This window comes from Flavitalea flava, assembly GCF_054461575.1.
The window spans coordinates 88,538-110,694 of sequence record NZ_JBTLQH010000007.1; the positions used below are offsets into that span (position 1 = coordinate 88,538).

Sequence of the window (22,157 nt, forward strand, 5' to 3'; positions counted from 1 at the left end):
CGGGGTTTTTTTTAAAACAAAAGAAGGAAATGTGCGGCCTGCCAAGTCAAACAGACTTCGGGTTGACAGTTCCCGATTCAACATAAAATTGATTTTTATGACTCTGTTTTCATCAACCGAACAAAAACTCCATTATACGCTGCGTATTGCAGTGGCTATGTGTTTTATCGGCCATGGTGCTTTTGGCATTATTACGAAACCCGTCTGGTGCAATTATTTTGCCGTATTCGGCATCGGACATGATCTGGCTTATCGCCTGATGCCCTTGCTGGGCAGTGTGGATATTCTGCTGGGGATCGTCATGCTGATCTTCCCTGTACGTGCTATTGCCGCATGGCTGGTCCTTTGGGGGATCGTTACAGCACTGCTCCGGCCTTTATCCGGCGAGGCTTTTGCCGAATTCATCGAGCGGGCCGGTAATTTCGGTGCTCCGCTCGCATTCCTGATATTAACTGACCCCGGTACGATGCAAGGCGCCGGAAAAGGATTCAGAGAATGGTTCACCAGGGTCAATCCCGATCAAACTGTGGATCCCGACACCATGCGGAAAGTCGCCTGGTGTTTGCGGATCGTCGTTTTCTTTCTTTTGCTCGGCCATGGATGGCTCAATCTGATTGAAAAAAAAGGATTGATTGGCCAATATACAGCGCTTGGTTTGCCCAATCCGGCAAAGACAGCCCTGCTAGTCGGTTTGTTTGAAGTAATGGCCGCTTTTGCCGTGTTAATCCGCCCGGTGCGCCCAATTCTGTTCGGTCTCTTTTTGTGGAAAATGGCAAGCGAACTTTTTTACCCGCATTATGAACTATTCGAATGGGTGGAACGCGCTGGAAGTTATGGCGCTCTGTTCGCGTTATGGTTGGTATCGAAAAAGAAGGCCTCTGCGGCAGTTGGAAATTATTCCCGAATGGGGAAGCTGGCAACCTAAACAGCTATTTTTATCCTTACTTATCCTATTTAATCTTTAGATATATTTCTTCATGCAAACTTTGGTGAAAGCTCCTGTTTTATTAGCCATATCTTGAAGTTGTGAAGGAGTTAAAGATGGCCGTCTGTTCATTTCGGCATATTCATTACATTTACTATATTAAACTAACTGTGTGAATATGGAAAAAAGATTTACCGGCGCACTCCTCCTTATCTTATCAACCTGCCTTTCTTTCGGACAAGCCTTGCAAACCGCTCCCCCGGACAAGATTTATGGAAAATTGTTCGTGGATATCCAGATGAACCGGGTTTTTGCAGACGGCAAAACCTTTGTGGACTGTCTGCCCAAACGGAAACCGGCAGAAATAGTCGCGGATTATGAAACGGCTAAAGGAAGCCCCGGCTTTGAGCTCAAAAAATTTGTGGAAGATAATTTTGAACTACCTGCCAATCCTGCCGAAAATTACAAGACAAATACCGGCGACAATGTAGTGATCCATATAAAAAATTTATGGGCGGTTCTGAAAAGAACACCGGATAAAGTCACGGAGGGCAGCTCTCTTCTTGCCCTTCCCTATCCTTATATCGTTCCCGGGGGGCGCTTCCGGGAAGTGTACTATTGGGATTCCTATTTCACGATGCTGGGATTGAAAGAAAGCGGTGAAATAGAAATGATCGACAATATGGTAAAAAATTTCGCCTATCTGATCGAAACATATGGTCATATACCCAATGGTAACCGGACCTATTACCTGGGGCGTTCCCAACCTCCCTTTTTCTCAGTCATGGTCGAATTACTGGCGGATGTTAAGGGAGATAGCATTTTTCAAGTTTTCCTGCCGGCCATGGAAAAAGAATACCAGTTTTGGATGGAAGGATCGGACAAACTGAAACCCGGACAGGCAAGCCGGCGCGGGGTAAGGTTGTTGGACGGAGCCATTCTTAACCGTTATTGGGATGATGTTCAGGCGCCAAGACAGGAAAGCTACCGGGAAGACTTTCTGACGGCGGAAAAATCGGGCAGGAACAAGCAGGAGATGTACCAGCATTTGCGGGCAGGCGCGGAGAGCGGTATCGATTTCAGCAGCCGCTGGTTCGGCGACGGAAAAACACTTCGGACGATAAGGACGACGGATATGATCCCTGTCGATCTGAATGCGCTGCTCTATCACCTGGAAATGGCCATTTCCAAGGCGAAACTGATGAATAAGGATGACTCCGCATCGGCTGAATATCGCGACAAGGCTATAAAAAGAGGACAGTTGATCGATAAATATTGCTGGAACAAAACGCTCAATTTTTATACGGATTTTGATTTCCGGAACGGAAAAAAAAGCAATCATATCAGTCCGGCAGGCATGTATCCCTTTTGTTTTCTCAACGAACATCCTGATTATATGAGCTTTTTGGGTAAAAAGGTCGCAGCCGTAATACGGGAGAAATTGCTGAAGCCGGGCGGGGTCGCCACCACCGCGTTTACCACCGGTGAGCAATGGGATGCCCCTAATGGCTGGGCACCCCTGGAATGGATGACTATCTGGGGTCTCGACAGGTGCGGACAGAAAGACCTGGCAGCAGATATTGCCGGCCGTTGGGTAAGATTGAACCAAAAAGTGTTTAAAGAAACGGGTAAGTTAATGGAGAAATACAATGTGGTCGATTTGAACAAGGATGCGGGAGGCGGGGAATATGGAGGCCAGGATGGTTTCGGATGGACAAACGGCGTGTTATTGCGTTTGATCCGGCAATATAATCTGCCGAAGGAATAAACCTGTTTCCATCCTATCTTCGCGCAAACTTTGACCATGTTGAAGCGTGTTTTTGTCTTCCTGCTGATCCCGGTACTAATTTCCGCCTGTTCACAGAATAATGTAAAGGAGGATAATAGTTTAAAGAGCTATTTCGATTCTGCCGGTGTGACCGGATCCTTTGGGTTGTTCGATAATGGTCAGGGGAATTTCATTATTTACAACCTGCCGCGCTTCCGGGACAGCGCCTATCTGCCGGCAGCCACTTTCGATATTCCTTTGTCCCTGATCGGTATACAGACAGGAGTGGTCAAGGATGACAGCGCTCTTATCACTTTGGATTCTACAGACATTACAAAACCGGGATGCGACAGGAACCTGACCCTGAAACAGGCTTTCCAGCATTCCTGCGAAAGCGGGTTTCGTCAATTGGCCGGGCGTATCGGTAAGGACACGTTAAAAAAATGGATCGATTCGTTGAGTTACGGGAATAAGAATATTGACGGACCGGTGGATTCCTTCTGGATGAATGGCCATTTAACCCTAAGTTCTGATGAGCAGCTTGGCCTGGTAAAAAAGTTATATTTCGACCAATTGCGTTTTTTCCGGCGCACACAAGGAATCGTTCGCCAAATGATGCTGATGGAAAGTAATGCCAATTACAAACTAAGCTATAAAACCGGAACAGGGGTTAAAAAGGATGAGCATTCGATAAACTGGCTGATTGGTTGGGTGGAAGAGAATACACATGTCTACTTTTTTGTCCTTAATATCGAAACGGCTACCCCCGCACCCCCAGCAAATGATGTCCAGATAGGGATCTTAAAGGGGATTTTGAAAAAATTGGGATTCCTCGAAGGAAAAAGGTAAAAAATCAGCGGGAAAGTTAAAATCATAAAATTGGATTGGCTTTCTTTGATTGGCTTTCTTTTTGCAATTCTTAGTTGATTATCTTGCAATCATGGTCCGACTAGAACATATAGAATATTTACTGGGTCTGATCGTTATTCCACTGCTGGGCGTTATATTTTTCTGGTTGTTGAAATGGAAGAAAAAGACCACGGCAAAAATAGGAGACCCCTTATTGGTCAGGCAACTGGTAAAAAATTTTTCCAGGGGCCGCTTTCTGATAAAAGCCATTTTGGCCTTATCTGCCTTGACTTTCCTGATCCTGGGTGCGGCTAACCTCCAGAAACCGGGTTTGAAGGAGAATATCCGGCGTGAAGGGGTGGATGTAATGCTGGTGTTGGATGTCAGCAAAAGTATGCTTGCCCGGGATATAAAGCCCAGTCGTCTTGACCGGGCCAAACAGTTACTTATCCGGTTGGCCGACAAACTGGATAATGACCGGCTGGGGCTTGTGCTTTTTGCTGGAAGGGCTTATCTCCAAATGCCTCTGACAACCGATCACGGAGCAGCCAGGATGTATATCCGGGATGCAGGACCGGATGTAGTGCCCACCCAGGGCACGGTGATTGCCGAAGCCCTGAAAATGGCGAATACCTCTTTTAACAGCAAGGAACATAAATATAAGGCGATCGTATTGCTTTCGGACGGGGAAGATCATGATCCTGAAGCCCTTAAGGCTGCCAAAGCCCTGGCCGAAAGCGGGGTTATGATCAATACTGTCGGGATAGGTTCCCCGGAAGGATCACCAATTGTGGATCCGGTGACTAATGAATTAAAAAAAGACGAACAGGGTCAAACGGTCATTTCCAAGCTTAATGAACCGGAACTACAGCAACTTGCTGATGCGTCCAACGGCAAATATCTGCGGTTGGACAATGTCGACGATGCATTGATCACCCTCACCGGGCAACTCGAAAGTATCGAAAAAAAGACGCTGAATGATGCGGAATTCGTGGACTATAAAAATTATTTTCAATGGTTCCTGGGATTAGCCCTGGTCCTGTTGCTGGCAGAATATTTTATACCTGAACGCCGGAGTGAACGCGGAATGGATCGTCAGCAGCTGAAAAAACCTTCGGTATCTCCGCTTTCTTTGTTTCCGGCCATTGTGTTGTTTACCGGTCTTTTTGCAGGTCTTTCCCTCTGCGCCTCTGCACAGAAAGAGAATGCCCTGATCCGCAGCGGCAACAGGTTATATAAGAAAAAACAGATTGACCAGTCCCAAAAGGAATACCAGGAGGCCGTGCGAGAGGCACCCGATAACGCCGCAGCTAACTATAACCTGGGAAATGCTTTTTTCCGGAAAAATAATTTTGAAGAAGCGGCTAAATCATACGATGCCAGCGTACAGCATAGTGCTGATAATGTCGTTCGTGAAAAAGGGTTTTACAATAAAGGAGTGGCCCATATAAAACAACAAAAATTGGCGGAAAGCATCGATTCCTGGAAAAATGCTCTTAAGTTGGATCCCTCTGACGAAGAAGCCCGGGAAAATCTGCAAAAAGCCCTGATAGAGCTAAAGAAACAGCAGTCCCAGCAGCAAAAAAATCAGAAAGATCAAAAGGATAAGAAGGATAAAAAGGACCAGAAAGATCAGAAAGACGAGAAAAAAGACCAGGATCAGAAAAAACAACAACAGCCCAAACCTCAGCCGAGCAGGCTTAATAAACAGCAGGTCGAACAACTATTAAAGGCTTTGCAGCAAAAGGAAAACGAGGCCCAGGAAAAAATGAATCAGAATAAGGTGAAATCTTCTTCCCAGCCTGAGAAAGACTGGTAAATCCTTAATGGGATCCTATCGCAATTCTATCGTAATTTTGGCCCATGCAATTGTATTGTAATTCACTTACCCGATATAGCCGGCTGAAGACACTTGAAGTGAAGGTCGGAGACCTGCTCCTTGGGAATTTTCATCCTATCCGGGTGCAAACCATGACCACGACCGATACGATGGATACGCTGGCCACCGTGGAACAGTCTATACGTTGTATAGAAGCAGGAGCCGAATTGGTACGGATCACCGCTCCCAGCAAAAATGAGGCTGAAAATTTACTCAACATAAAACAGGAATTACGTAAAAGAGGATATCATACCCCTTTGGTGGCGGATATTCACTTCACGCCTAATGCAGCGGAGATCGCTGCTCGGATCGTTGAAAAGGTAAGAGTGAACCCTGGTAATTATATCGATAAGAAAAAGTTTGCTTTTATCGATTATACGGATGCCGAATATAATGAAGAGATCGATCGTATCCGCGAACGTTTTACCCCCCTGGTAAAGATTTGTAAAGAGTATGGGACGGCTATGCGGATCGGTACCAATCATGGCTCATTAAGCGACCGGATCATGAGCCGTTACGGAGATAGCCCAATGGGGATGGTGGAGAGCGCTATGGAGTTCCTTCGGGTGGCCAGAGGTGAAAGTTACCACCAGATCATCCTGAGCATGAAATCCAGTAATCCGCTGGTAATGGTGCAGGCATACCGCCTGCTGATACAAAAAATGGAAGAAGAATTTGGCGTTTCTTATCCGCTGCACCTGGGCGTAACCGAAGCCGGGGATGGAGAGGATGGAAGGATAAAATCGGCTATCGGAATCGGTACTTTGCTGGAAGACGGGATCGGAGATACTATCCGTGTATCGCTGACCGAGGATCCCGAATTTGAAATTCCCGTTTGCCAGGATCTGGTGAAAAGATACCAGGGAAGAGAATCGTCCGGATCGAGGGTCTCCGGCCTTTCCGGCAATTCCGGCGATATTATTTCTTCTCAGACGGCTGGCGTAACTGCCGCTTCAGGGGGTGGATATTCCCCTTTTGAATATAAAAGAAGAAAATCAAATCTAATCTCGAATATTGGCGGACACCAGGTCCCGGTAGTCGTGGCTGATTTTATGAAGACCGTCAGCATCCGTCCGGAAGATCTGCAGACGATAGGATATTCCTACGATTCCCTAACGGATAAATGGAATATCGGTGATGCGGCGGCAGACTACTTATATACCGGGAAAAAAACGGTTGACTTCGAACTGCCTGGTACGCTTAAGCTCATATGCGATCATCCAATCTGGTTGGGAGCCGATGATAAAAAAAAGTATTTCCCGCTTCTCCGGGCTGATGAATATATGGGGTCAAAAGACCGTTCCGATAGTATGAACTTTTTATCCCTGGATGCTTCACGTTCCATGGATGGTACTTCCTTTGATGTGAATGATACGGAGGCCGGTAATTCGGCAGCGCTCCTTGACAAAATCAGCGGGGATAAAACGGTCGTCTTATGTCTCTGGTCTTCCCATGCCACTCCTATGCTTTCTGTCAGACGTTTCATTATGGAATTGATGAACCGTGGAATTCAATGTCCGTTGATCCTGGCCGTAGAAAGCCACGATCCAACCATCGATGAACAATTGATCCATTTTTCCACGGAAGCCGGCGCCTTATTCCTGGATGGAATGGGCGATGGTATCTGGCTGATGAATGAACCTGAAAAAATAGTGAACGGAAGGGTTAGTGGTCGTACTTACCTGGAAACAAAGAATAACCATCAGTTCCTGAATAATACTTCTTTTTCAATTTTACAGGCCACCCGTACCCGGATCTCCAAAACAGAATATATTTCCTGTCCCTCTTGCGGACGCACCCTGTTCGATTTACAGGAGACGACGGCGAAGATCCGGTCTGTAACAAATCATCTCAAAGGGTTAAAGATCGCCATTATGGGATGTATCGTAAATGGCCCCGGCGAAATGGCCGATGCAGATTTTGGATACGTGGGCAGCGGCCCTGGTAAAATAACCTTATACAAAGGAAAGGAGGTGATAAAAAAGGGAGTTGACAGCGCCATTGCCGTAGAGGAGTTAATTAATTTATTAAAACAAAGTGAAGCCTGGATCGATCCTGCCGATTTTTCAAAACAAAAAATCATTAATTCTTGAACCGGATTGACAGACTCCATGCTATCCTCACTCATCTTCAGAGTAAGAAGCGGGTAACGGCGCAGGAAATGGCGGACCGTTTCCGGATCAGCCTGCGTACGGTCTACCGGGATGTAAAAGCCCTGGATGAATCTGGTGTGCCTGTTATCGGCGAGGCTGGCACGGGATACACTATTATGGAAGGATACCGGCTTCCCCCTGTTATGTTCACCCAGGAAGAGGCCAGCGCACTCATGCTGGGTTCGAAGCTTGCCGAGCAGTTTACAGATGGTTCGGTAAAGAGACATTTTAATGCGGCCCTTTTTAAGATTAAGGCGGTATTAAGGGCGACAGACAAAGAATATGTCGAAAGCCTGACCGATCATGTGGCTGTAATAAGCCGGAGGTCTTCCGATCTTGAGTTAAACCAGCAACCCCTGTCGCAGCTTCAGCAAGCGGTCGTCCATCGCCGGGTAGTACAACTGAATTATCATTCCCCTCTTAAAGAAGAAACCACGTTAAGGGATGTGGAACCATTCGGTCTTTTGTATTATTCCTCCGCCTGGCACCTAATCGCCTGGTGCCGCATGCGTAATGGGTACCGGGATTTCCGGTTAAGCCGCATGCTGAAAGTGATCGTATCGGAAACCGTTTTCGACGGATCGGCTCATCCTTCCGTCCAGGAATATATTCAACAGGTTAAAGAAGAAAAAGATTTACAGGAGGTCACCCTTCATTTTGACAAAAATGTCGTTAGATATATGCAGGAGCAGAAATATCTTAACGGATTTGTTTCCGAAGAAGACCTGGGAACGGTGATCAGCATGAAATTCCTTACCTCATCCCTTCCCTACTTCGGGCGTTGGCTGCTGATGTATACCAATAAAGTCAAAATAGCTTCTCCGGAAGCCCTCCGCCTTATAATGAAAGAGTTGGGCGAAACCTTAAATGCCCATTATATTTAGCGCTTCTTTTTATTTTCCCCGGAATTCAGGCTGCTGACATAATGCTGTCACAGACCAGGTGTTTCTTTGTTGAAACAAGAATAGCTCCACTTATGCAGATTAAAACACATCCTCCGATGACCGTTCTTTACAGTACGCATCAGACCACTTTTGGCGAACTGAAAAATTTTGCAGGGGTAACCGTCAAAAAATTATATAAACACGTGGTAAACCTGGACCTGCTTATTTGCGGACCCCAGTATTGGTTTTATTATGGGGTCGACGGAAAACCTAATACGGTATTCACCCTGGAAATCGCCCTTCCGGTACAGGGCAGGATCCCTGCCAATCCCCCTCCTTTTTTCAAGGAGCTTCCTCCTTTCAAATGTCTGTCTGTACGTCACGAAGGTCCGTGGGATCAGTTATCGGGCGTTTATGGGAAAATGATGGAAACAATTGGAGAGAAAGGCCTGGCCATGAACGGCATCTTTTCGGAGGCCTATATCCATGTGGACTTTTTACAACCTGATAATAATATCACCGAAGTTCAGATCGGTTTGTTATAACCAAGCAGAACACGGTTCTGCTGTCCGAAGGACAATAATTAGCGGGAAAACACGCAGGGGTTACCTTTTGAAAGAACCCCTGCGTGCTTATCAAAGCAGAACACGGTTCTGCTGTCCGAAGGACAATAATTAGCGGGAAATACTTCGGGGTTACTTTTTGAATTAACCCCGAAGTATTTCGATACCTTGCAGAAAATATAATTTTCTGGAATATGCCTTTTTCTATCCGACATTCAACGGTGAACGACCTGCCCCTGGTAAACCTGAGAGATGAGAAAACCGGTACCGAAATTGCCTTATTGCCTGGTTACGGTGCCTCTCTGCATGCTTTCCGGGTAAAAGGAAAGGACGGGGTGGTTCTGAATGTGATCGACCATTATCATGACCTGGAGGAAATGAAAAGAGAAATGGGTAAATCTTTTAAAAGCCCTAAATTATCCCCTTTCCCCTGTCGTATTGCTGATGGAAAATATCAATTTGAGGGTAAAGAATATGTTTTTTCCAATGCTTCCGGTGATGGCCGGGGCAACGCCATTCATGGATTATTATATAATAAACCCTTTACCATTATAGAGGAAAAAGCGGACGATGAACAAGCCGCTCTTTCTTTAGCCTATCTGTACAGACAGGAAGATCCAGCCTATCCGTTTGTCTATAGCTGCCAGGTGAGATTTGTACTGAGGGAGGATAATCAACTGGAAGCGGAGACAAAGGTTACGAATCTTGGTAAAGAAACTCTCCCTATCGCCGATGGCTGGCACCCGTATTTTCAATTGGGCGGAAGGGTCGATGACTGGCAGCTTCAATTTTATGCAGATGCCCTGGTTGAATTTAACGACAAACTGATCCCTTCCGGGAACCTGCTCAGATACAACGATTTCCAAAAGAGCAGCGTGATCGGGGGTACCTTCCTGGATAATTGTTTTGTCCTGAAACCGGGTCTGCAGAATGCCGCCTGCGAGCTTTCCAACCCGGGAATTGGATTATCGGTATCCTTTTTTCCGGATGCTGCTTATCCCTATTTACAGATTTATACCCCCCCGCATCGTCAAAGCATTGCTATTGAGAACCTAAGCGGCGCTCCGGACTGTTTTAATAACAAAATGGGCCTTATTCTGCTGCCGGAAGGACATTCACAAATATTTACGGTCAGGTACAAGGTTAGCGTCCAGTAAAAAAGTAATTTGCCTTCTAAATTTTGAACAGATGAAGATCATGAAGTTTATTCTACCTATCCTGCTGGCGTTTTGTTTTACCGGATGCCTGGATATCAATGAGATAATCGAAGTAAAAAAGGATGGCACCGGGGAATTGGCCATCGATATGGATATGAGCCAGATGGTGGAGATGTTGCAGACCTATATGGGGAAAGAAGAATTAGCCAAAAAGGGAATGGAAAGAATGGATACGACGATCTATATGAAAGACATTGTCGATACTTCTACCACCCTGAGCCCTGAAAAAAAAGCGCTTCTTCGTACCGGAAGCATTCATATTAAGCTCAACCTGGAAGAGAAAGTTTTCAAGACACATATGCTCTTTCCATTCACCAGCCTGGATAATCTGCAAAAATTATATGCGGCTATGAGCGATGGCTCTCTGGGAACCACTCAATTATTCAAGGGAATGACACCCGGCGGCGGTGCGCAGGGTGGCGGGAACCCGGATATCAATCAGTTTAACGGGATTTATGATTTTACCTGTACGGATGGGTTGATGAGCAAAAAACTGAACCTGGAAAAATGGAATGCCCTGAAGAATAATCCCCAGCTTGAACAGGTCAAACAAGCCGGGCAGATGGGTGTTGAAATAAATTATACCACAACGGTTAAACTTCCCCGGGCCATAAAGAAAGTCGACAACCCGCTGGCAAAACTCTCCGAAGATAAAAAATCGGTTACCATCAAGTACAATTTGATCGACATATTCGAAAAGCCGGAGCAGTTTGGTTATAAAATAGAATATTGATCTGCTGCTATTTGAAGTTCAAATGGCCTTCATATGCTAAATTTGCAGCCAATCAGACAACTTATGCAAACAGATTTCTTAGTGATCGGCTCCGGAATAGCAGGTTTGAGTTATGCATTGAAAATAGCCCAGCATCACCCTGAAAAAAAGGTACTGGTGATAACCAAGACCCGTGCCGATGAGACAAACACCAAATATGCGCAAGGTGGAATAGCCGGCGTTACGGATCTGGAAAAGGATAGTTATGACAAACATATACAAGATACGCTGATAGCGGGAGACGGGCTTTGCAATCCCCATGTGGTTGAAATGGTGGTGAAAGAAGGGCCGGAACGTATCCAGGACATCATCGATTGGGGCACCCGGTTCGATAAGGACGCCGAAGGAGATTTTAAACTGGGAAAAGAAGGCGGTCATTCCGAATTCCGTATCCTTCATCATAAGGATGTTACCGGAAAAGAGATCGAAAGGGCTTTATTGGATACCGTCGCCAACCAGCCGAACATAACCGTCATCAAACATTGGTTTGTATTGGACCTGATAACCCAGCATCACCTTGGGTTCCTGGTCACCAAATCCACCCCGGATATCGAATGTTATGGGGTATATGCCCTGGATCAGCATACCAAAAAGATCGTAAAGATCCTTTCCCGTATCACCCTGCTCGCAACAGGAGGCAACGGCCAGGCATACCGCACCACTACCAATCCGAAGATCGCAACCGGCGATGGGGTGGCCATGGTTTACCGGGCCAAGGGCCGGATCGAGAATATGGAGTTTATTCAGTTTCATCCTACTGCTCTTTATGAACCGGGGATCAGTCCTTCTTTCCTTATTACGGAAGCTGTTCGTGGTGACGGAGGGATCCTCAGGAATAACGAGGATGAGGCTTTCATGAAAAATTATGATTTACGGGAAGACCTGGCACCCCGGGACATCGTAGCGAGGGCTATCGACAGTGAAATGAAAAAAGCGGGAACGGAACATGTTTTCCTTGATTGCCGTCATATGGGCAAGGAAAAATTCATCGAACATTTCCCGAATATATATGAGAAATGTATATCCATCGGCATCGATGTCACGCAGAACCTGATCCCGGTGGCACCTGCAGCCCATTATAGCTGCGGCGGTGTCAAAGTAGATGAATGGGGTCGTACTTCAATACGAAATTTATATGCCTGCGGTGAATGTGCCTCTACGGGTTTACATGGAGCAAACCGCCTGGCCAGTAATTCCTTACTGGAAGCGTTGGTATTCTCTCACCGGTGTTACCTGGACAGCGTTCAGAAAGCAGACGGTATTCCCTTTAAAGAATCCATTCCGGACTGGAATGCCCAAGGGACGATGGAGCCCCTTGAAATGATCCTGATTACGCAAAGCCTGAAAGAATTACAGCTTCTGATGAGCGATTATGTGGGTATCGTCCGGACATATACCCGTTTGCAAAGGGCAATGAAGCGGCTCGATCTCCTGCATGAAGAAATTGAAGCCCTTTACGAGGCAACGGCCGTATCCCCCCAATTATGCGAAGTAAGAAACCTGATCACGGTCGGTTACCTGATCGTAAAAGAAGCGCAGTTCCGCAAAGAAAGCCGCGGTCTTCACTTTAATACGGATTACCCGGAAAAAAGCCCTCTTGTGCAGAATATTGTGTTGTAACCCCCCTAATTTATTTTTCACAAATCTTCCAGGATGAACAATTCCGAAGCCCCCTTAATTTCAAAGGCAATGATCCTGGCCGCAGGTTTGGGTACCCGGTTTAAGCCCTGGACAGACCGGCATCCAAAAGGCCTGGCGTTGGTGAATGGTAAGAGTTTGCTGCAGCGGAATATCGAATACCTTCAGGGATACGGAATAAGGGATCTGGTGGTTAATATCCACCATTTCGGCGAGCAGATCACAGCGGCAATACGTGAAAACCAGGGATGGGGAAGCCATATTACGATAAGCGACGAATCGGCCCAAGTCCTCGAAACAGGCGGCGGATTAAAAAATGCAGCAGCCTACCTGGATACATCACCCTTTATTTTGCTGAATGTAGACATCCTGACGGATCTTAACCTTAATGACCTTATAAGGACCCATTTCCAGCATCGCCCTCTGGCAACATTAGGCGTAACTGACAGGACAACCTCCCGTTATTTTTTATTCGATGAGCAACTGGAGTTATGTGGCTGGAGAAATATTCAAACAGGCCAGGAAAAAATAGTCAACAGCCGAAGCCCCCTTTTTCAGAAGGCCTTCAGCGGAATACATGTCATTGAACCGGTCCTTTTTTCTCTGATGAAGCAGGAGGGAAAGTTCTCTATAGTCGATGTTTACCTTGATCTTGCAGGTAGCCATAAGATCAGAGGCTTCGATCATAGCCATTCGAAGCTGATCGATGTGGGCAAACCCGAATCTGTTGCGAAAGCCGAAGAGTTGTTCCCCTGAATTATTTTGTCATTAATTCGGTTACCGGACCGGAAAATGCTTGATGAGAAAAAGTAGCTTTGTCTTATTATAATAAACACCTATAATTAAAAGCGCTATTCTATGCAACAAGCTCTGGCTCATTGGAAAATTGTTTGTATAGCCCTTTTTTCAGGAAGCCTGTGTTTTCGGGCCTTCTCCCAGGAGCCGGCACCCGTGGCTGATACCCTTTCAGACCATAGGATAACAAACAGGATTACCCTGCCAAATGGATGGTCGCTTTCCCCTGCGGGGCATAGTTTGACTTTAGGAGATCTTCCGTTGAATATGGCCCTTTCGTCAAAAAATTATCTGGCAGTAACCAATAATGGACAGAGTGTCCAGACCCTTCAGCTCATAGATGTCCGGACGGAAAGGATAGTGGACAGTATAATGATCCCTAAATCATGGTTTGGGTTGAAATTCAGCGCAGATGGCAAATTCCTTTATGCCTCCGGAGGAAATGACAACCGTATCCTGAAATATGCTGTGAACTATCCGGAGCCTGGGCCTGGTCCTCATCGAAGGGGATTGATCCTCGTGGATAGTATTCTGCTGGGGAATAAAAGGCCTGAGAAAATCAGCCCGGCAGGCCTGGATATAGACGACCGGAAGAAATTATTATATGTAGTGACCAAGGAGAATAATTCATTGTATATAATAGACCTGGTCAGGAAAACGGTTTTACATAAAACGGAGCTTGGAGGTGAAGGGTATTCATGCCTCCTTTCTGAAAATAAAAAAGAATTGTATATAAGCTGTTGGGGCTGTGATAAGCTCTTGATCTTCGATACGGAAAGCCGCACTATTTCCGGGGAGATCAAAGTAGGGGATAATCCCAATGATCTTTGTCTAACGAGAAACGGGAATTGGTTATTCGTAGCCAATGCAAATGACAACGCTGTTTCCGTAATCGATATACGGAAAAGATTGGTGGTGGAGACACTGAATGCAGCTTTATATGCCGATGCCCCGCCGGGTTCTACCACCAATGCGCTTGCGTTATCCGGTGACCAAAAGACATTGTATGTAGCTAATGCAGATAACAATTGTTTGACCGTATTTGATGTGAGCAAACCCGGTGCAAGCAGATCCAAAGGTTTTATCCCGGTCGGCTGGTACCCTACAAGCCTTAAGATTGTGGGAAAGAAAATATGGGTAGCCAATGGAAAGGGGTTTTCTTCCATGGCTAATCCGTTCGGTCCGAGCCCGGTCAACCGAAAAGAGGAAGTAAGGTACCAGAAAGGAGTGGTAAAAAAAGAAAAGGAAGTTCATCCTGTTCAATATATAGGAGGCTTGTTCAAAGGAGGAATGAGCATTATAAATGAACCTGATGAAAAGACCCTGGAGGAATATTCAGCCCAGGTCTACCAAAATACTCCTTATACGAAACCGGGAGAATTATTGGCAAAAGGAGAACAGGGAAACCCCGTTCCTATGAGGGTCGGAGATCCTTCACCTCTCAAATACGTGTTTTATATCATAAAAGAAAACAGAACTTATGATCAGGTCTTAGGGGATGTAAAAGAAGGCAACGGTGACAGCAGCCTGGTATTATTCGGAGAAAGGATCACACCCAATCAACATGCGCTGGCCCGGGAATTTGTATTACTCGATAATTTTTACGTGGATGCAGAGGTCAGTGCGGATGGTCATAACTGGAGTATGGGAGGGTATGCAACTGACTATCTTGAAAAGACCTGGCCTACCAGTTACGGAGGACGTGGAGGTGCTTATGATGGGGAAGGCAAGCGGGAAATTGCCAATAATAAAGGAGGGTTTATCTGGGACTTCTGTCAGCGTGGGGGAGTCAGCTTCAGAACCTATGGAGAGTTTGCGGATAATTATAAACCCAATATCAAGGTGTTGCAGGGACATTATTGCCTCAATTATACGGGATGGGATATGGGGGTTAAGGATACCGTAAGGGTAGGGCAATGGAAAAGGGATTTCGATTCGCTGTTGGCTGCAAATGCCTTGCCCCGATTCAATACCCTTCGTTTGGGCAATGACCATACGGAAGGTCTCAGAAAGGGCAGACCCACTCCTTTTGCCCATGTGGCGGACAATGACCTGGCTGTAGGAGAATTTGTTGAATACCTTAGCCTAAGCCCGATATGGAAAGAGAGCGTGATCTTTATACTGGAAGATGATGCCCAGAACGGGCCGGATCATGTTGATGCTCATCGAAGCCCCGTGTATTTGGCGGGTGGGTTGGTGAAGCGCCATTTTGTGGATCATACGATGTATTCTACTACCTCTGTTTTACGGACGATAGAGTTGATCCTGGGTATTCCACCCATGAGTCAATATGATGCCGCCGCTGAGGCGATGTGGCGATGTTTTACGACGGAGCCCGATCACTCCCCTTTTCACGCGGTACCGGCCCGCGTAGATCTGACCGAAAAAAATATTGCGTGGAACGAGATGGCAAAAAAATCCGCCGGGCTGGATTTTACCCGGGAAGATCGTATTCCAGATCTTTTATTTAACGAGATACTTTGGAAAGGGATCAGGGGATTGGATGCTAAACTACCTGCACCGAGAAGGGCTGCCTTTGTGAAGGCAAGATCCGGAGATGATGATTAAAGAAAGCCCCCTGTTTCTTTTCAAACACAGGAGGCTCTCTCTTTTACTCTTTTAAATTATTCTTTTAAAGTGTATTCACTGATTTTCAGTATTACCATTCCCGGCCATGTCCCCTGCCCCTGTCGTGATGTTCATTTTGATTCCGGTCTCTGTTATCTTCATGCCTTTCTCTTTCCCATCTGTTGCCGTGGTACCGGCGATCCCTTTCGAAATTAGGACGGTAGTGTTCATAATAACACCGGTCACGATAGTGGCCCTGCCAGGCCGGATAAGTATAGTATTCAGCCATGGGATAAGATTCCTGATACACTACTGGTGCAGGAGCATATCTCTGCTCATATACTACAGGAGGAGGCGGCGGAGCGTAATAAACCCTTGGTGCCGGAAATCCGAAACCAATATGGGCGCTGACATAGACCTGAGCATGACTGGCGCTGGCTAAAAGCGTTCCGGAAAGGATCATGGAAGCGATGAGTAAATTTCTGCGCGTGTTCATAATTGTAAGTTTTAGAGTGACAGGTTGTTTTGTTCAGGCTTTCTTTTTGCCGACTTTTCAACCTTGTATATTGGAGTGAAAAAGGAGAAGGAAATTTAACGGGGGATTGTTAAAGTTTCCATAAAGGGAGGAGACAACCGTTCCTCCGCCTAAGAAGATAATGGGACTGAAAAGACCGGGAACCGGTTTTTTGTTAAGGTTTAATTCCTGTAACAGCAGCAACGATTCCCGGGTACCTGTCACCGTATTCGATACTTACTTCGGAAAGGCCTGAACCTATAAAATCCTGACGCATTTTTTCTGCGGCCTGCCTAAAGGCTTCCTCTTTCCTGGTGGTACGTGATTGCAAAATCATAACCAATTTACCCCGGTTTTTAAGCAGATTGTTCAACCGCATATATTCCAATTCCGGTTCTTTCCAGGCAAAATGAATATTCGTTCCGTATATGGTATGAAAGTAATAAGGAGGATAAGACAGTTCGTTCAGATTGCCGATATGCAATTGCAAAAGCTGTCTTTGTATGAATTGTTTGTTTCTGCCATATGCCTGACGATACATGGCAATGGAATCATCGATGCCGGCCAGAAAGCCCACCTTTAATTTCCGGGCCACCTCCTGTAAGGTAATACCTGTACCATAACCAACTTCCAAAAGATGCTGATAAGGTTGGATGTTCAATCGTTCAATGGCCCATTCGTTCTGCTGTCTGCTCTTAAGGGGCATCAGCCAACCGGCCAGTTTTTCTTCCTTATCCCCAGGATGGCAGAGGGTATCGAATTGTTGGGTGTTCATGTTATATAGTGTATAGGTTAGCTGCGAAAGAATTTGTCAGTAAATAAATCAGCCTTCCTTTTCAGGAGCTTCCTGTTGGAAACTGCCCGGCCGGTTGCCCTGGAATCTGCCACCCCCACCTCTGCACCGGTTGCCCCACTCCTGTTTGAATTTTTCTTTTTCTTCCGGCGTCATATTCATCCAGCGCTGTTTCATTTTGTCTTTCCACGGACCCCTTGGGCCGCCTCCGCGGAAGCCTCCGAACAATATCTTGGTTAATAATAAAAGGCCCAGCGCCTGCCAGAAATTAATGACAGGGAAGTGAAATAACACAGGCAGTAAGGCATTCCATAAAAGCATGACAATGCTTCCGAAAACGAACACTCCAGCAATGGCTAAAACAATAAAACCAGCTATTTTGCGAACCCAAAAACGTTTCATGATCTGTATATTTAATGATTTATAATTTCGTTATAAAGTGTCGTCAGTCTGTTTCGCAGGAACAGGACGGCGTATCTTTTCCGTGAGATCAACGTATTTACATTCTCTCCCGTCCTTTCGGCAATTTCTTTAAAAGGCATATCTTCCAATTCGTTCCAGACAAAAACAGTCCTCTGCTCCTCCGGTAATTCCTGCAGCGCCTCATTCAGGGTTTTCCAAAAAAGTTCCCGCAAATAAGCCGTTTCGGGATTATTGCTGTTGTCCATCAGGATAGATGAAAAATCACTGCCGTCTCCCCCGTCCTCTTCTTCATCAGGGGCAAGCAATGCTTCCAGGGATTCCGGTTTCTTTTTGCGATACCGGTCTGTGATCTTGTTACGGGCTACGGTAAACAGCCAGCTACTCACTTTTTCAATAGGCTCCGTATCCACCGTGGTAGTGAGCTGATACCAAACATCCTGCAAAACATCTTCAGCATCCGCCTCGCTGTTGACTCGCTGGCGGATAAAACTCAACAGTCTTTTGCCAAAATGGCTAATGACCGATGTAATGTTTTTCCCGGATGATTGACCCATAAGCGGTGGTATCGTTGCTAATTCCTCCATATTCTATCAGGGTAGACGTATGAAGGGTAAGGATATTTTAAAGATCCTGAAAAAAGTTTGATTTAACGGTTTTTCGGGGCAGACCTACATTCCGGACTGGGACTACCCCGAAAATATTATTTTAGCGTCTTTAAATCCCCCCAGCGGGTACTATACCGGCCTGACCGCAGTTCCTGCCGCATTTTCCAGCTTTTATTCATCCCGGAGGACCCAAACTTTACGGTTTCGTCACGCATGCTGAAATTGATATTATCGATCGTATTCATTAGTAAACGATGCTGATTGCGGGAAGGAGCTACGAAAAGATTGCCTTGCACGGAGCTGTCCGGTACCAGACCGCTTAACATGACCCCTGCTTTTTTATATACTTTTCCCTCTTCAAAAAGGTTTTCCACCAGTTCAATGGCCGGTTTGATCAATTCATGGGTAAGGGAGGTGGCCGAATCCAGGGTTGTATAACTGCTAATAGAGGATCCCCGTTTAAAATCAACAGTGTGATCCTGTTCCCGGGTTACAATGAATACACTGATCACCCTGGCGGCGCTATTTTGGCGGCGAAGCTTTTCCGCAGCCCTTGACACATAGGTGGCGATAGCTTCCTGCAATTCCTTCAAGGCCGTAACAGGTCTTCCGAACATTCTGGTGGTCGCTATCATTTTTTTATTGTCCAGCTCTTCTTCCATTACGATGACCGGAAGACCGCGTAATTCACGGATCAGTCTTACTCCCACTACGCCTCCCATATTCCTATGGGCCCATTCTTCGGGCATATTGCGTAATTCCCAGGCGCTGGTGATGCCCCAGTTGATCAGTTTGGAGCCGTACGATCTGCCGATGCCCCAAAGAACGTCCACCCGGGTTTGCTGCAAAGCCAGACGTTGGTCCTCTTCCGTCACCAAAAGGCTTACGCAACCGGTTCCTTTTTTATCCTTTTTCGCCAGGTGGTTGGCCAGTTTGGCCAGGGTTTTGGTGGGGGCTACACCAACGGAAACAGAGATGCCCGTCCATTGCTCCACCGTGTTTTTAATATGGTGTGCATATTCGTTGAGCTGATCTGCAGGGACTTTACCAAGATCGAGGAATGCCTCGTCAACCGAATAAACTTCCACTTCATCGGAAAGGGTTCGCAAGGTATCCATGACCCGGCGGCTCATATCACCGTATAAATGATAATTGGAAGAGAATACGGCTACTTTGTGTTTTTCAATAATGGGCTTGGCCAGAAAATAAGGGCCAGCCATTCCTACCCCCAGCATTTTTGCTTCATCGCTGCGGGAAATGATACAACCATCGTTATTGCTGAGTACTACTACAGGTTTGTTCCAGAGATCGGGACGGAACAACCGTTCACAGGAACAATAAAAGCTATTACAATCTACTATGGCTTTCATCCCCCCCGAACTTCGTTCCTGAACACTGTTCAGTAACTCGTTCCCAACTTTCGCTTCGCTCAGTTGCCTGAGGGGGGGGTTATTTTCAACAGACATTTATTAGGGAATTTAATATTTCAATTACGCATTTTTTATTTTTAATTATTTCATCATTTGAAAATCGGATTACTTTAATTCCTTCCGATTCTATGATATTTTGTCTTTCTTCATCTGCTTTTTTGATATTATCATGGATCGGTCCATCAACTTCAATAACCAATTTCAATTGATGACAATAAAAATAGGCAATATACTCCCTAAAAGGATGCTGCCTTCTAAACTTGCAGCCGAATGGTTTGGTCCGCAAATAGTCCCAAAGCACATTTTCAGCCACAGTCAACCGATTACGCAGATCTTTGGCTCTTTGAAAGGTTAAAGTGCTCGCTCCATAAAACATAGTTTTCTTCATAACCTAAATTTCTTTAAATTATAATTCCCCCTTTAGGGGGTTAGGGGGTGTGTATTACATAAGTCACCACCCCCCATACTGAAAATTCAGCACCGGAGAGATCGATATCGATCGGGGATAATTTATCGGTCTCCGGCAGGAGACGGATCCTGGAAAAGGTTTTTTCAAAACGACGGATCAGCATTTCTCCGTTAAGGATGGCGATGATCACTTTACCATTGGCTGCTTTAAGCGACCGGTCTACAATGACCACATCGCCGTTGAAAATACCTGCGCCTGTCATGGCATCGCCGCTGACCCGCATAAAAAATGTGGCGGGCTTATTACGGATCAGTTGTTCATTGAGGTCGATACCTCTTTCCATATAATCATCGGCAGCAGCGCCAAAGCCGGTTGCATTGGCTGTAGGGATATCCCATTGGGAGAAGCCTTTACTTCCTTTGTATCCCAAGCCATAAAATTCTTCGATTTCCATAAAAATGTTTTTTTCCTTAAGAGTACTTCATCAGGAGGTGGGAAAAATAAATTATTGATTAACTAATTTATTTAGTAAATTTATGCTAAATAATTGATCAACTCAAATTTTTATGAATACTGCTTTAGAAAACCGACAATCTTTTTTCTCTACTTCGGCAACAGATTTCGGAGCCGGGACAGAAAAATCTCAAAGAGCTGAATATCTGCTTGTTATATATCCTCAAGGAGAACTGCATAATAAACTGTTGGAGGAGCAGGAACAGTTTTCCAGGGATTATGGGCTCCAGGTAAACCAACAGGTTAATAACCGGAACAAACCCCATATCACGATGGCTGCCTTCCAGGCTGGCGAAGTGATGGAAGAAACGCTGATCCGCTGGATCCACCGGATTTGCAACCGGTACAGGAGTTTTGATATGTCACTCAACAATTTCAGCGGGTTTCCCCCGCATACTATCTATCTAAGGGTGCAGGACCCGCAGCCCTTTCGCAAATTGATGCAGCAGTTGAGAGCCATCGATGATTTTATCCGTTCTTCCGGCTGCCCGCCGGTTAACCTGATCAACAACCCTTATCTGAGTATTGCCGGCAGTCTGACAGAACAGGTATATAACAAAGCGATGCCTGATTATTCCCGAAGGACCTTTCACGAATCGTTCCGGGTGGATGAACTGATCCTGTTAAAACGGGAACATCCTTTCGCTCCCTGCAAGACTGTGAATATATTCCGTTTATTGCCGGATACTGAACATGCTGTTTCCTGACCGGCCTTATTCTGCCTTATTCTTTTGCTGAAAGATCTTTATCGATTGCCGGCCTGCTGTTTACCTAATAAAAAAAAGAAAATTATGCAACAAACCATTCAACCTGTCACCCGGATTTTTCATGAGAATTATAAAAAACAATTACCGGTCACGGAATACCTGCTGGTATTGAGCCCTCATGAAGAATTACGTAACAAGGTACTCCGGGTAAAAAAAGAATTTTATGATGCCTACCAGGCCCCTTCGGCGATAGGGGGCAGGCCTCATCTTGCCCTGGTAAAGTTTACCCAGGTAACGTTGATGGAGGAACGTATTATCCAGAGGCTCCGTACCATTGCCATGGGTTTTTGTCCCTTCAAGGTAGAATTAAAGGATTTTGGAAGCTTTCCCTCCCATTCTATTTTTATCAATGTTGTCAGTAAACTGCCCATTCGCGGATTGGTAAAGGAGGTAAAGGAAATACAGCGGTTGATGAAACCGGATAAAGAGCATAAGCCTCATTTTATAGATGAGCCCAACTTTATTATCGCCCGGAAACTATTGCCCTGGCAATATGAGAAAGGGTGGCTGGAATATAGTCATCGTTCTTTTACCGGTCGTTTTATCGCCGACAGTATGTTGCTGCTTCGCCGGGATGAAGGAAAAAAGGCCTGGCAGATCGCGGAAAGGATGGTGTTTCAGAACCTCCCGGTATCGACAAGGCAGGGAGAATTATTTGCCCCCTAACCCCTAAAGGGGGGATAAGAATTAAG

General features: G+C 45.8%; 21 protein-coding genes. 14 read left to right on the top strand and 7 right to left on the bottom strand.

The annotated features are described in order from the left end of the window. The first annotated feature begins 97 nt into the window (after window positions 1-97). The 12 genes from ACX0G9_RS09160 (at window position 98) to ACX0G9_RS09215 (ending at window position 16,011) form a co-directional block, all read left to right on the top strand. The gene (locus ACX0G9_RS09160; protein WP_459064587.1) at window positions 98-925 is read left to right on the top strand and encodes a hypothetical protein; all 828 of its coding nucleotides are present in this window, start codon (window positions 98-100) and stop codon (window positions 923-925) included. A 178-nt stretch (window positions 926-1,103) separates the two neighbouring features. Beyond that, on the top strand, window positions 1,104-2,693 hold the full coding sequence (gene treF, locus ACX0G9_RS09165; RefSeq protein WP_459064588.1) for an alpha,alpha-trehalase TreF: 1,590 nt from the start codon (window positions 1,104-1,106) through the stop codon (window positions 2,691-2,693). Between the two features lie 36 nt (window positions 2,694-2,729). Then, window positions 2,730-3,542, top strand: a complete 813-nt coding sequence (locus tag ACX0G9_RS09170; protein ID WP_459064589.1) for a penicillin-binding transpeptidase domain-containing protein — start codon at window positions 2,730-2,732, stop codon at window positions 3,540-3,542. Between the two features lie 91 nt (window positions 3,543-3,633). Further along, window positions 3,634-5,361, top strand: coding sequence for a VWA domain-containing protein (locus ACX0G9_RS09175; RefSeq protein ID WP_459064590.1), 1,728 nt, complete (start codon window positions 3,634-3,636; stop codon window positions 5,359-5,361). 44 nt (window positions 5,362-5,405) lie between these two features. Next, window positions 5,406-7,514, top strand: coding sequence for a (E)-4-hydroxy-3-methylbut-2-enyl-diphosphate synthase (gene ispG / locus ACX0G9_RS09180; protein WP_459064591.1), 2,109 nt, complete (start codon window positions 5,406-5,408; stop codon window positions 7,512-7,514). Further along, window positions 7,511-8,458 (top strand): helix-turn-helix transcriptional regulator, encoded by a 948-nt coding sequence (locus ACX0G9_RS09185; RefSeq protein WP_459064592.1) that lies wholly within the window; start codon window positions 7,511-7,513, stop codon window positions 8,456-8,458. The genes ispG and ACX0G9_RS09185 overlap by 4 nt, the downstream gene beginning before the upstream one ends. 92 nt (window positions 8,459-8,550) lie before the next feature. Beyond that, on the top strand, window positions 8,551-9,003 hold the full coding sequence (locus tag ACX0G9_RS09190) for a GyrI-like domain-containing protein (protein ID WP_459064593.1): 453 nt from the start codon (window positions 8,551-8,553) through the stop codon (window positions 9,001-9,003). Between the two features lie 212 nt (window positions 9,004-9,215). Beyond that, entirely contained in the window at window positions 9,216-10,178 is a 963-nt protein-coding gene (locus ACX0G9_RS09195; protein WP_459064594.1) for an aldose epimerase family protein, read from the top strand. 31 nt (window positions 10,179-10,209) lie between these two features. Beyond that, window positions 10,210-10,971: a hypothetical protein gene (locus tag ACX0G9_RS09200; protein WP_459064595.1), complete on the top strand. Its 762-nt coding sequence runs from the start codon at window positions 10,210-10,212 to the stop codon at window positions 10,969-10,971. 63 nt (window positions 10,972-11,034) lie between these two features. Continuing rightward, on the top strand, window positions 11,035-12,630 hold the full coding sequence (nadB, locus tag ACX0G9_RS09205) for an L-aspartate oxidase (protein ID WP_459064596.1): 1,596 nt from the start codon (window positions 11,035-11,037) through the stop codon (window positions 12,628-12,630). Window positions 12,631-12,663: 33 nt separating this feature from the next. Further along, window positions 12,664-13,404 carry a nucleotidyltransferase family protein gene (locus ACX0G9_RS09210; protein WP_459064597.1) on the top strand — a complete coding sequence of 247 codons (741 nt, stop codon included), beginning with the start codon at window positions 12,664-12,666 and terminating at the stop codon, window positions 13,402-13,404. Window positions 13,405-13,506: 102 nt separating this feature from the next. Next, the gene (locus ACX0G9_RS09215) at window positions 13,507-16,011 is read left to right on the top strand and encodes a bifunctional YncE family protein/alkaline phosphatase family protein (protein WP_459064598.1); all 2,505 of its coding nucleotides are present in this window, start codon (window positions 13,507-13,509) and stop codon (window positions 16,009-16,011) included. Between the two features lie 91 nt (window positions 16,012-16,102). Here ACX0G9_RS09215 and ACX0G9_RS09220 read toward each other — a convergent pair whose 3' ends face one another. The 7 genes from ACX0G9_RS09220 to ACX0G9_RS09250 all read right to left on the bottom strand — a co-directional run bounded on the left by ACX0G9_RS09220 (window position 16,103) and on the right by ACX0G9_RS09250 (window position 20,639). Continuing rightward, window positions 16,103-16,507 (bottom strand): hypothetical protein, encoded by a 405-nt coding sequence (locus tag ACX0G9_RS09220; protein WP_459064599.1) that lies wholly within the window; start codon window positions 16,505-16,507, stop codon window positions 16,103-16,105. Window positions 16,508-16,700: 193 nt separating this feature from the next. After that, window positions 16,701-17,300: a class I SAM-dependent methyltransferase gene (locus ACX0G9_RS09225; protein ID WP_459064600.1), complete on the bottom strand. Its 600-nt coding sequence runs from the start codon at window positions 17,298-17,300 to the stop codon at window positions 16,701-16,703. 48 nt (window positions 17,301-17,348) lie between these two features. Continuing rightward, a complete protein-coding gene (locus ACX0G9_RS09230) occupies window positions 17,349-17,720 on the bottom strand; it encodes a hypothetical protein (protein WP_459064601.1) in 372 nt (123 codons plus the stop codon). A gap of 11 nt (window positions 17,721-17,731) precedes the next feature. After that, complete coding sequence (locus tag ACX0G9_RS09235) at window positions 17,732-18,325, bottom strand: RNA polymerase sigma factor (protein ID WP_459064602.1); 594 nt, start codon at window positions 18,323-18,325, stop codon at window positions 17,732-17,734. 116 nt (window positions 18,326-18,441) lie between these two features. Beyond that, a complete protein-coding gene (locus ACX0G9_RS09240) occupies window positions 18,442-19,812 on the bottom strand; it encodes a Y-family DNA polymerase (protein WP_459064603.1) in 1,371 nt (456 codons plus the stop codon). Next, window positions 19,802-20,164, bottom strand: a complete 363-nt coding sequence (locus ACX0G9_RS09245; protein WP_459064604.1) for an endonuclease domain-containing protein — start codon at window positions 20,162-20,164, stop codon at window positions 19,802-19,804. Before ACX0G9_RS09245 ends, ACX0G9_RS09240 begins: the two co-directional genes overlap by 11 nt. A gap of 40 nt (window positions 20,165-20,204) precedes the next feature. Beyond that, window positions 20,205-20,639, bottom strand: coding sequence for a LexA family protein (locus ACX0G9_RS09250; protein WP_459064605.1), 435 nt, complete (start codon window positions 20,637-20,639; stop codon window positions 20,205-20,207). Window positions 20,640-20,751: 112 nt separating this feature from the next. Between ACX0G9_RS09250 and ACX0G9_RS09255 the strand changes: the two genes are divergently transcribed. Further along, window positions 20,752-21,405 (top strand): 2'-5' RNA ligase family protein, encoded by a 654-nt coding sequence (locus ACX0G9_RS09255; RefSeq protein WP_459064606.1) that lies wholly within the window; start codon window positions 20,752-20,754, stop codon window positions 21,403-21,405. A gap of 84 nt (window positions 21,406-21,489) precedes the next feature. Further along, on the top strand, window positions 21,490-22,131 hold the full coding sequence (locus ACX0G9_RS09260) for a 2'-5' RNA ligase family protein (RefSeq protein ID WP_459064607.1): 642 nt from the start codon (window positions 21,490-21,492) through the stop codon (window positions 22,129-22,131). Window positions 22,132-22,157 lie beyond the last annotated feature (26 nt).

Bases quoted from the DNA above. Each gene is read 5' to 3' on its own strand.
- ACX0G9_RS09225 (WP_459064600.1), bottom strand. From the start codon at position 17,300: ATGAACACCCAACAATTCGATACCCTCTGCCATCCTGGGGATAAGGAA.
- ACX0G9_RS09240 (WP_459064603.1), bottom strand. From the start codon at position 19,812: ATGTCTGTTGAAAATAACCCCCCCCTCAGGCAACTGAGCGAAGCGAAA.
- ACX0G9_RS09200 (WP_459064595.1), top strand. From the start codon at position 10,210: ATGAAGATCATGAAGTTTATTCTACCTATCCTGCTGGCGTTTTGTTTT.
- ACX0G9_RS09220 (WP_459064599.1), bottom strand. From the start codon at position 16,507: ATGAACACGCGCAGAAATTTACTCATCGCTTCCATGATCCTTTCCGGA.
- ACX0G9_RS09160 (WP_459064587.1), top strand. From the start codon at position 98: ATGACTCTGTTTTCATCAACCGAACAAAAACTCCATTATACGCTGCGT.
- ispG (WP_459064591.1), top strand. From the start codon at position 5,406: ATGCAATTGTATTGTAATTCACTTACCCGATATAGCCGGCTGAAGACA.
- ACX0G9_RS09215 (WP_459064598.1), top strand. From the start codon at position 13,507: ATGCAACAAGCTCTGGCTCATTGGAAAATTGTTTGTATAGCCCTTTTT.
- ACX0G9_RS09250 (WP_459064605.1), bottom strand. From the start codon at position 20,639: ATGGAAATCGAAGAATTTTATGGCTTGGGATACAAAGGAAGTAAAGGC.
- ACX0G9_RS09260 (WP_459064607.1), top strand. From the start codon at position 21,490: ATGCAACAAACCATTCAACCTGTCACCCGGATTTTTCATGAGAATTAT.
- nadB (WP_459064596.1), top strand. From the start codon at position 11,035: ATGCAAACAGATTTCTTAGTGATCGGCTCCGGAATAGCAGGTTTGAGT.
- ACX0G9_RS09235 (WP_459064602.1), bottom strand. From the start codon at position 18,325: ATGGAGGAATTAGCAACGATACCACCGCTTATGGGTCAATCATCCGGG.
- ACX0G9_RS09230 (WP_459064601.1), bottom strand. From the start codon at position 17,720: ATGAAACGTTTTTGGGTTCGCAAAATAGCTGGTTTTATTGTTTTAGCC.
- ACX0G9_RS09170 (WP_459064589.1), top strand. From the start codon at position 2,730: ATGTTGAAGCGTGTTTTTGTCTTCCTGCTGATCCCGGTACTAATTTCC.
- ACX0G9_RS09210 (WP_459064597.1), top strand. From the start codon at position 12,664: ATGAACAATTCCGAAGCCCCCTTAATTTCAAAGGCAATGATCCTGGCC.
- treF (WP_459064588.1), top strand. From the start codon at position 1,104: ATGGAAAAAAGATTTACCGGCGCACTCCTCCTTATCTTATCAACCTGC.
- ACX0G9_RS09175 (WP_459064590.1), top strand. From the start codon at position 3,634: ATGGTCCGACTAGAACATATAGAATATTTACTGGGTCTGATCGTTATT.
- ACX0G9_RS09190 (WP_459064593.1), top strand. From the start codon at position 8,551: ATGCAGATTAAAACACATCCTCCGATGACCGTTCTTTACAGTACGCAT.
- ACX0G9_RS09255 (WP_459064606.1), top strand. From the start codon at position 20,752: ATGAATACTGCTTTAGAAAACCGACAATCTTTTTTCTCTACTTCGGCA.
- ACX0G9_RS09245 (WP_459064604.1), bottom strand. From the start codon at position 20,164: ATGAAGAAAACTATGTTTTATGGAGCGAGCACTTTAACCTTTCAAAGA.
- ACX0G9_RS09195 (WP_459064594.1), top strand. From the start codon at position 9,216: ATGCCTTTTTCTATCCGACATTCAACGGTGAACGACCTGCCCCTGGTA.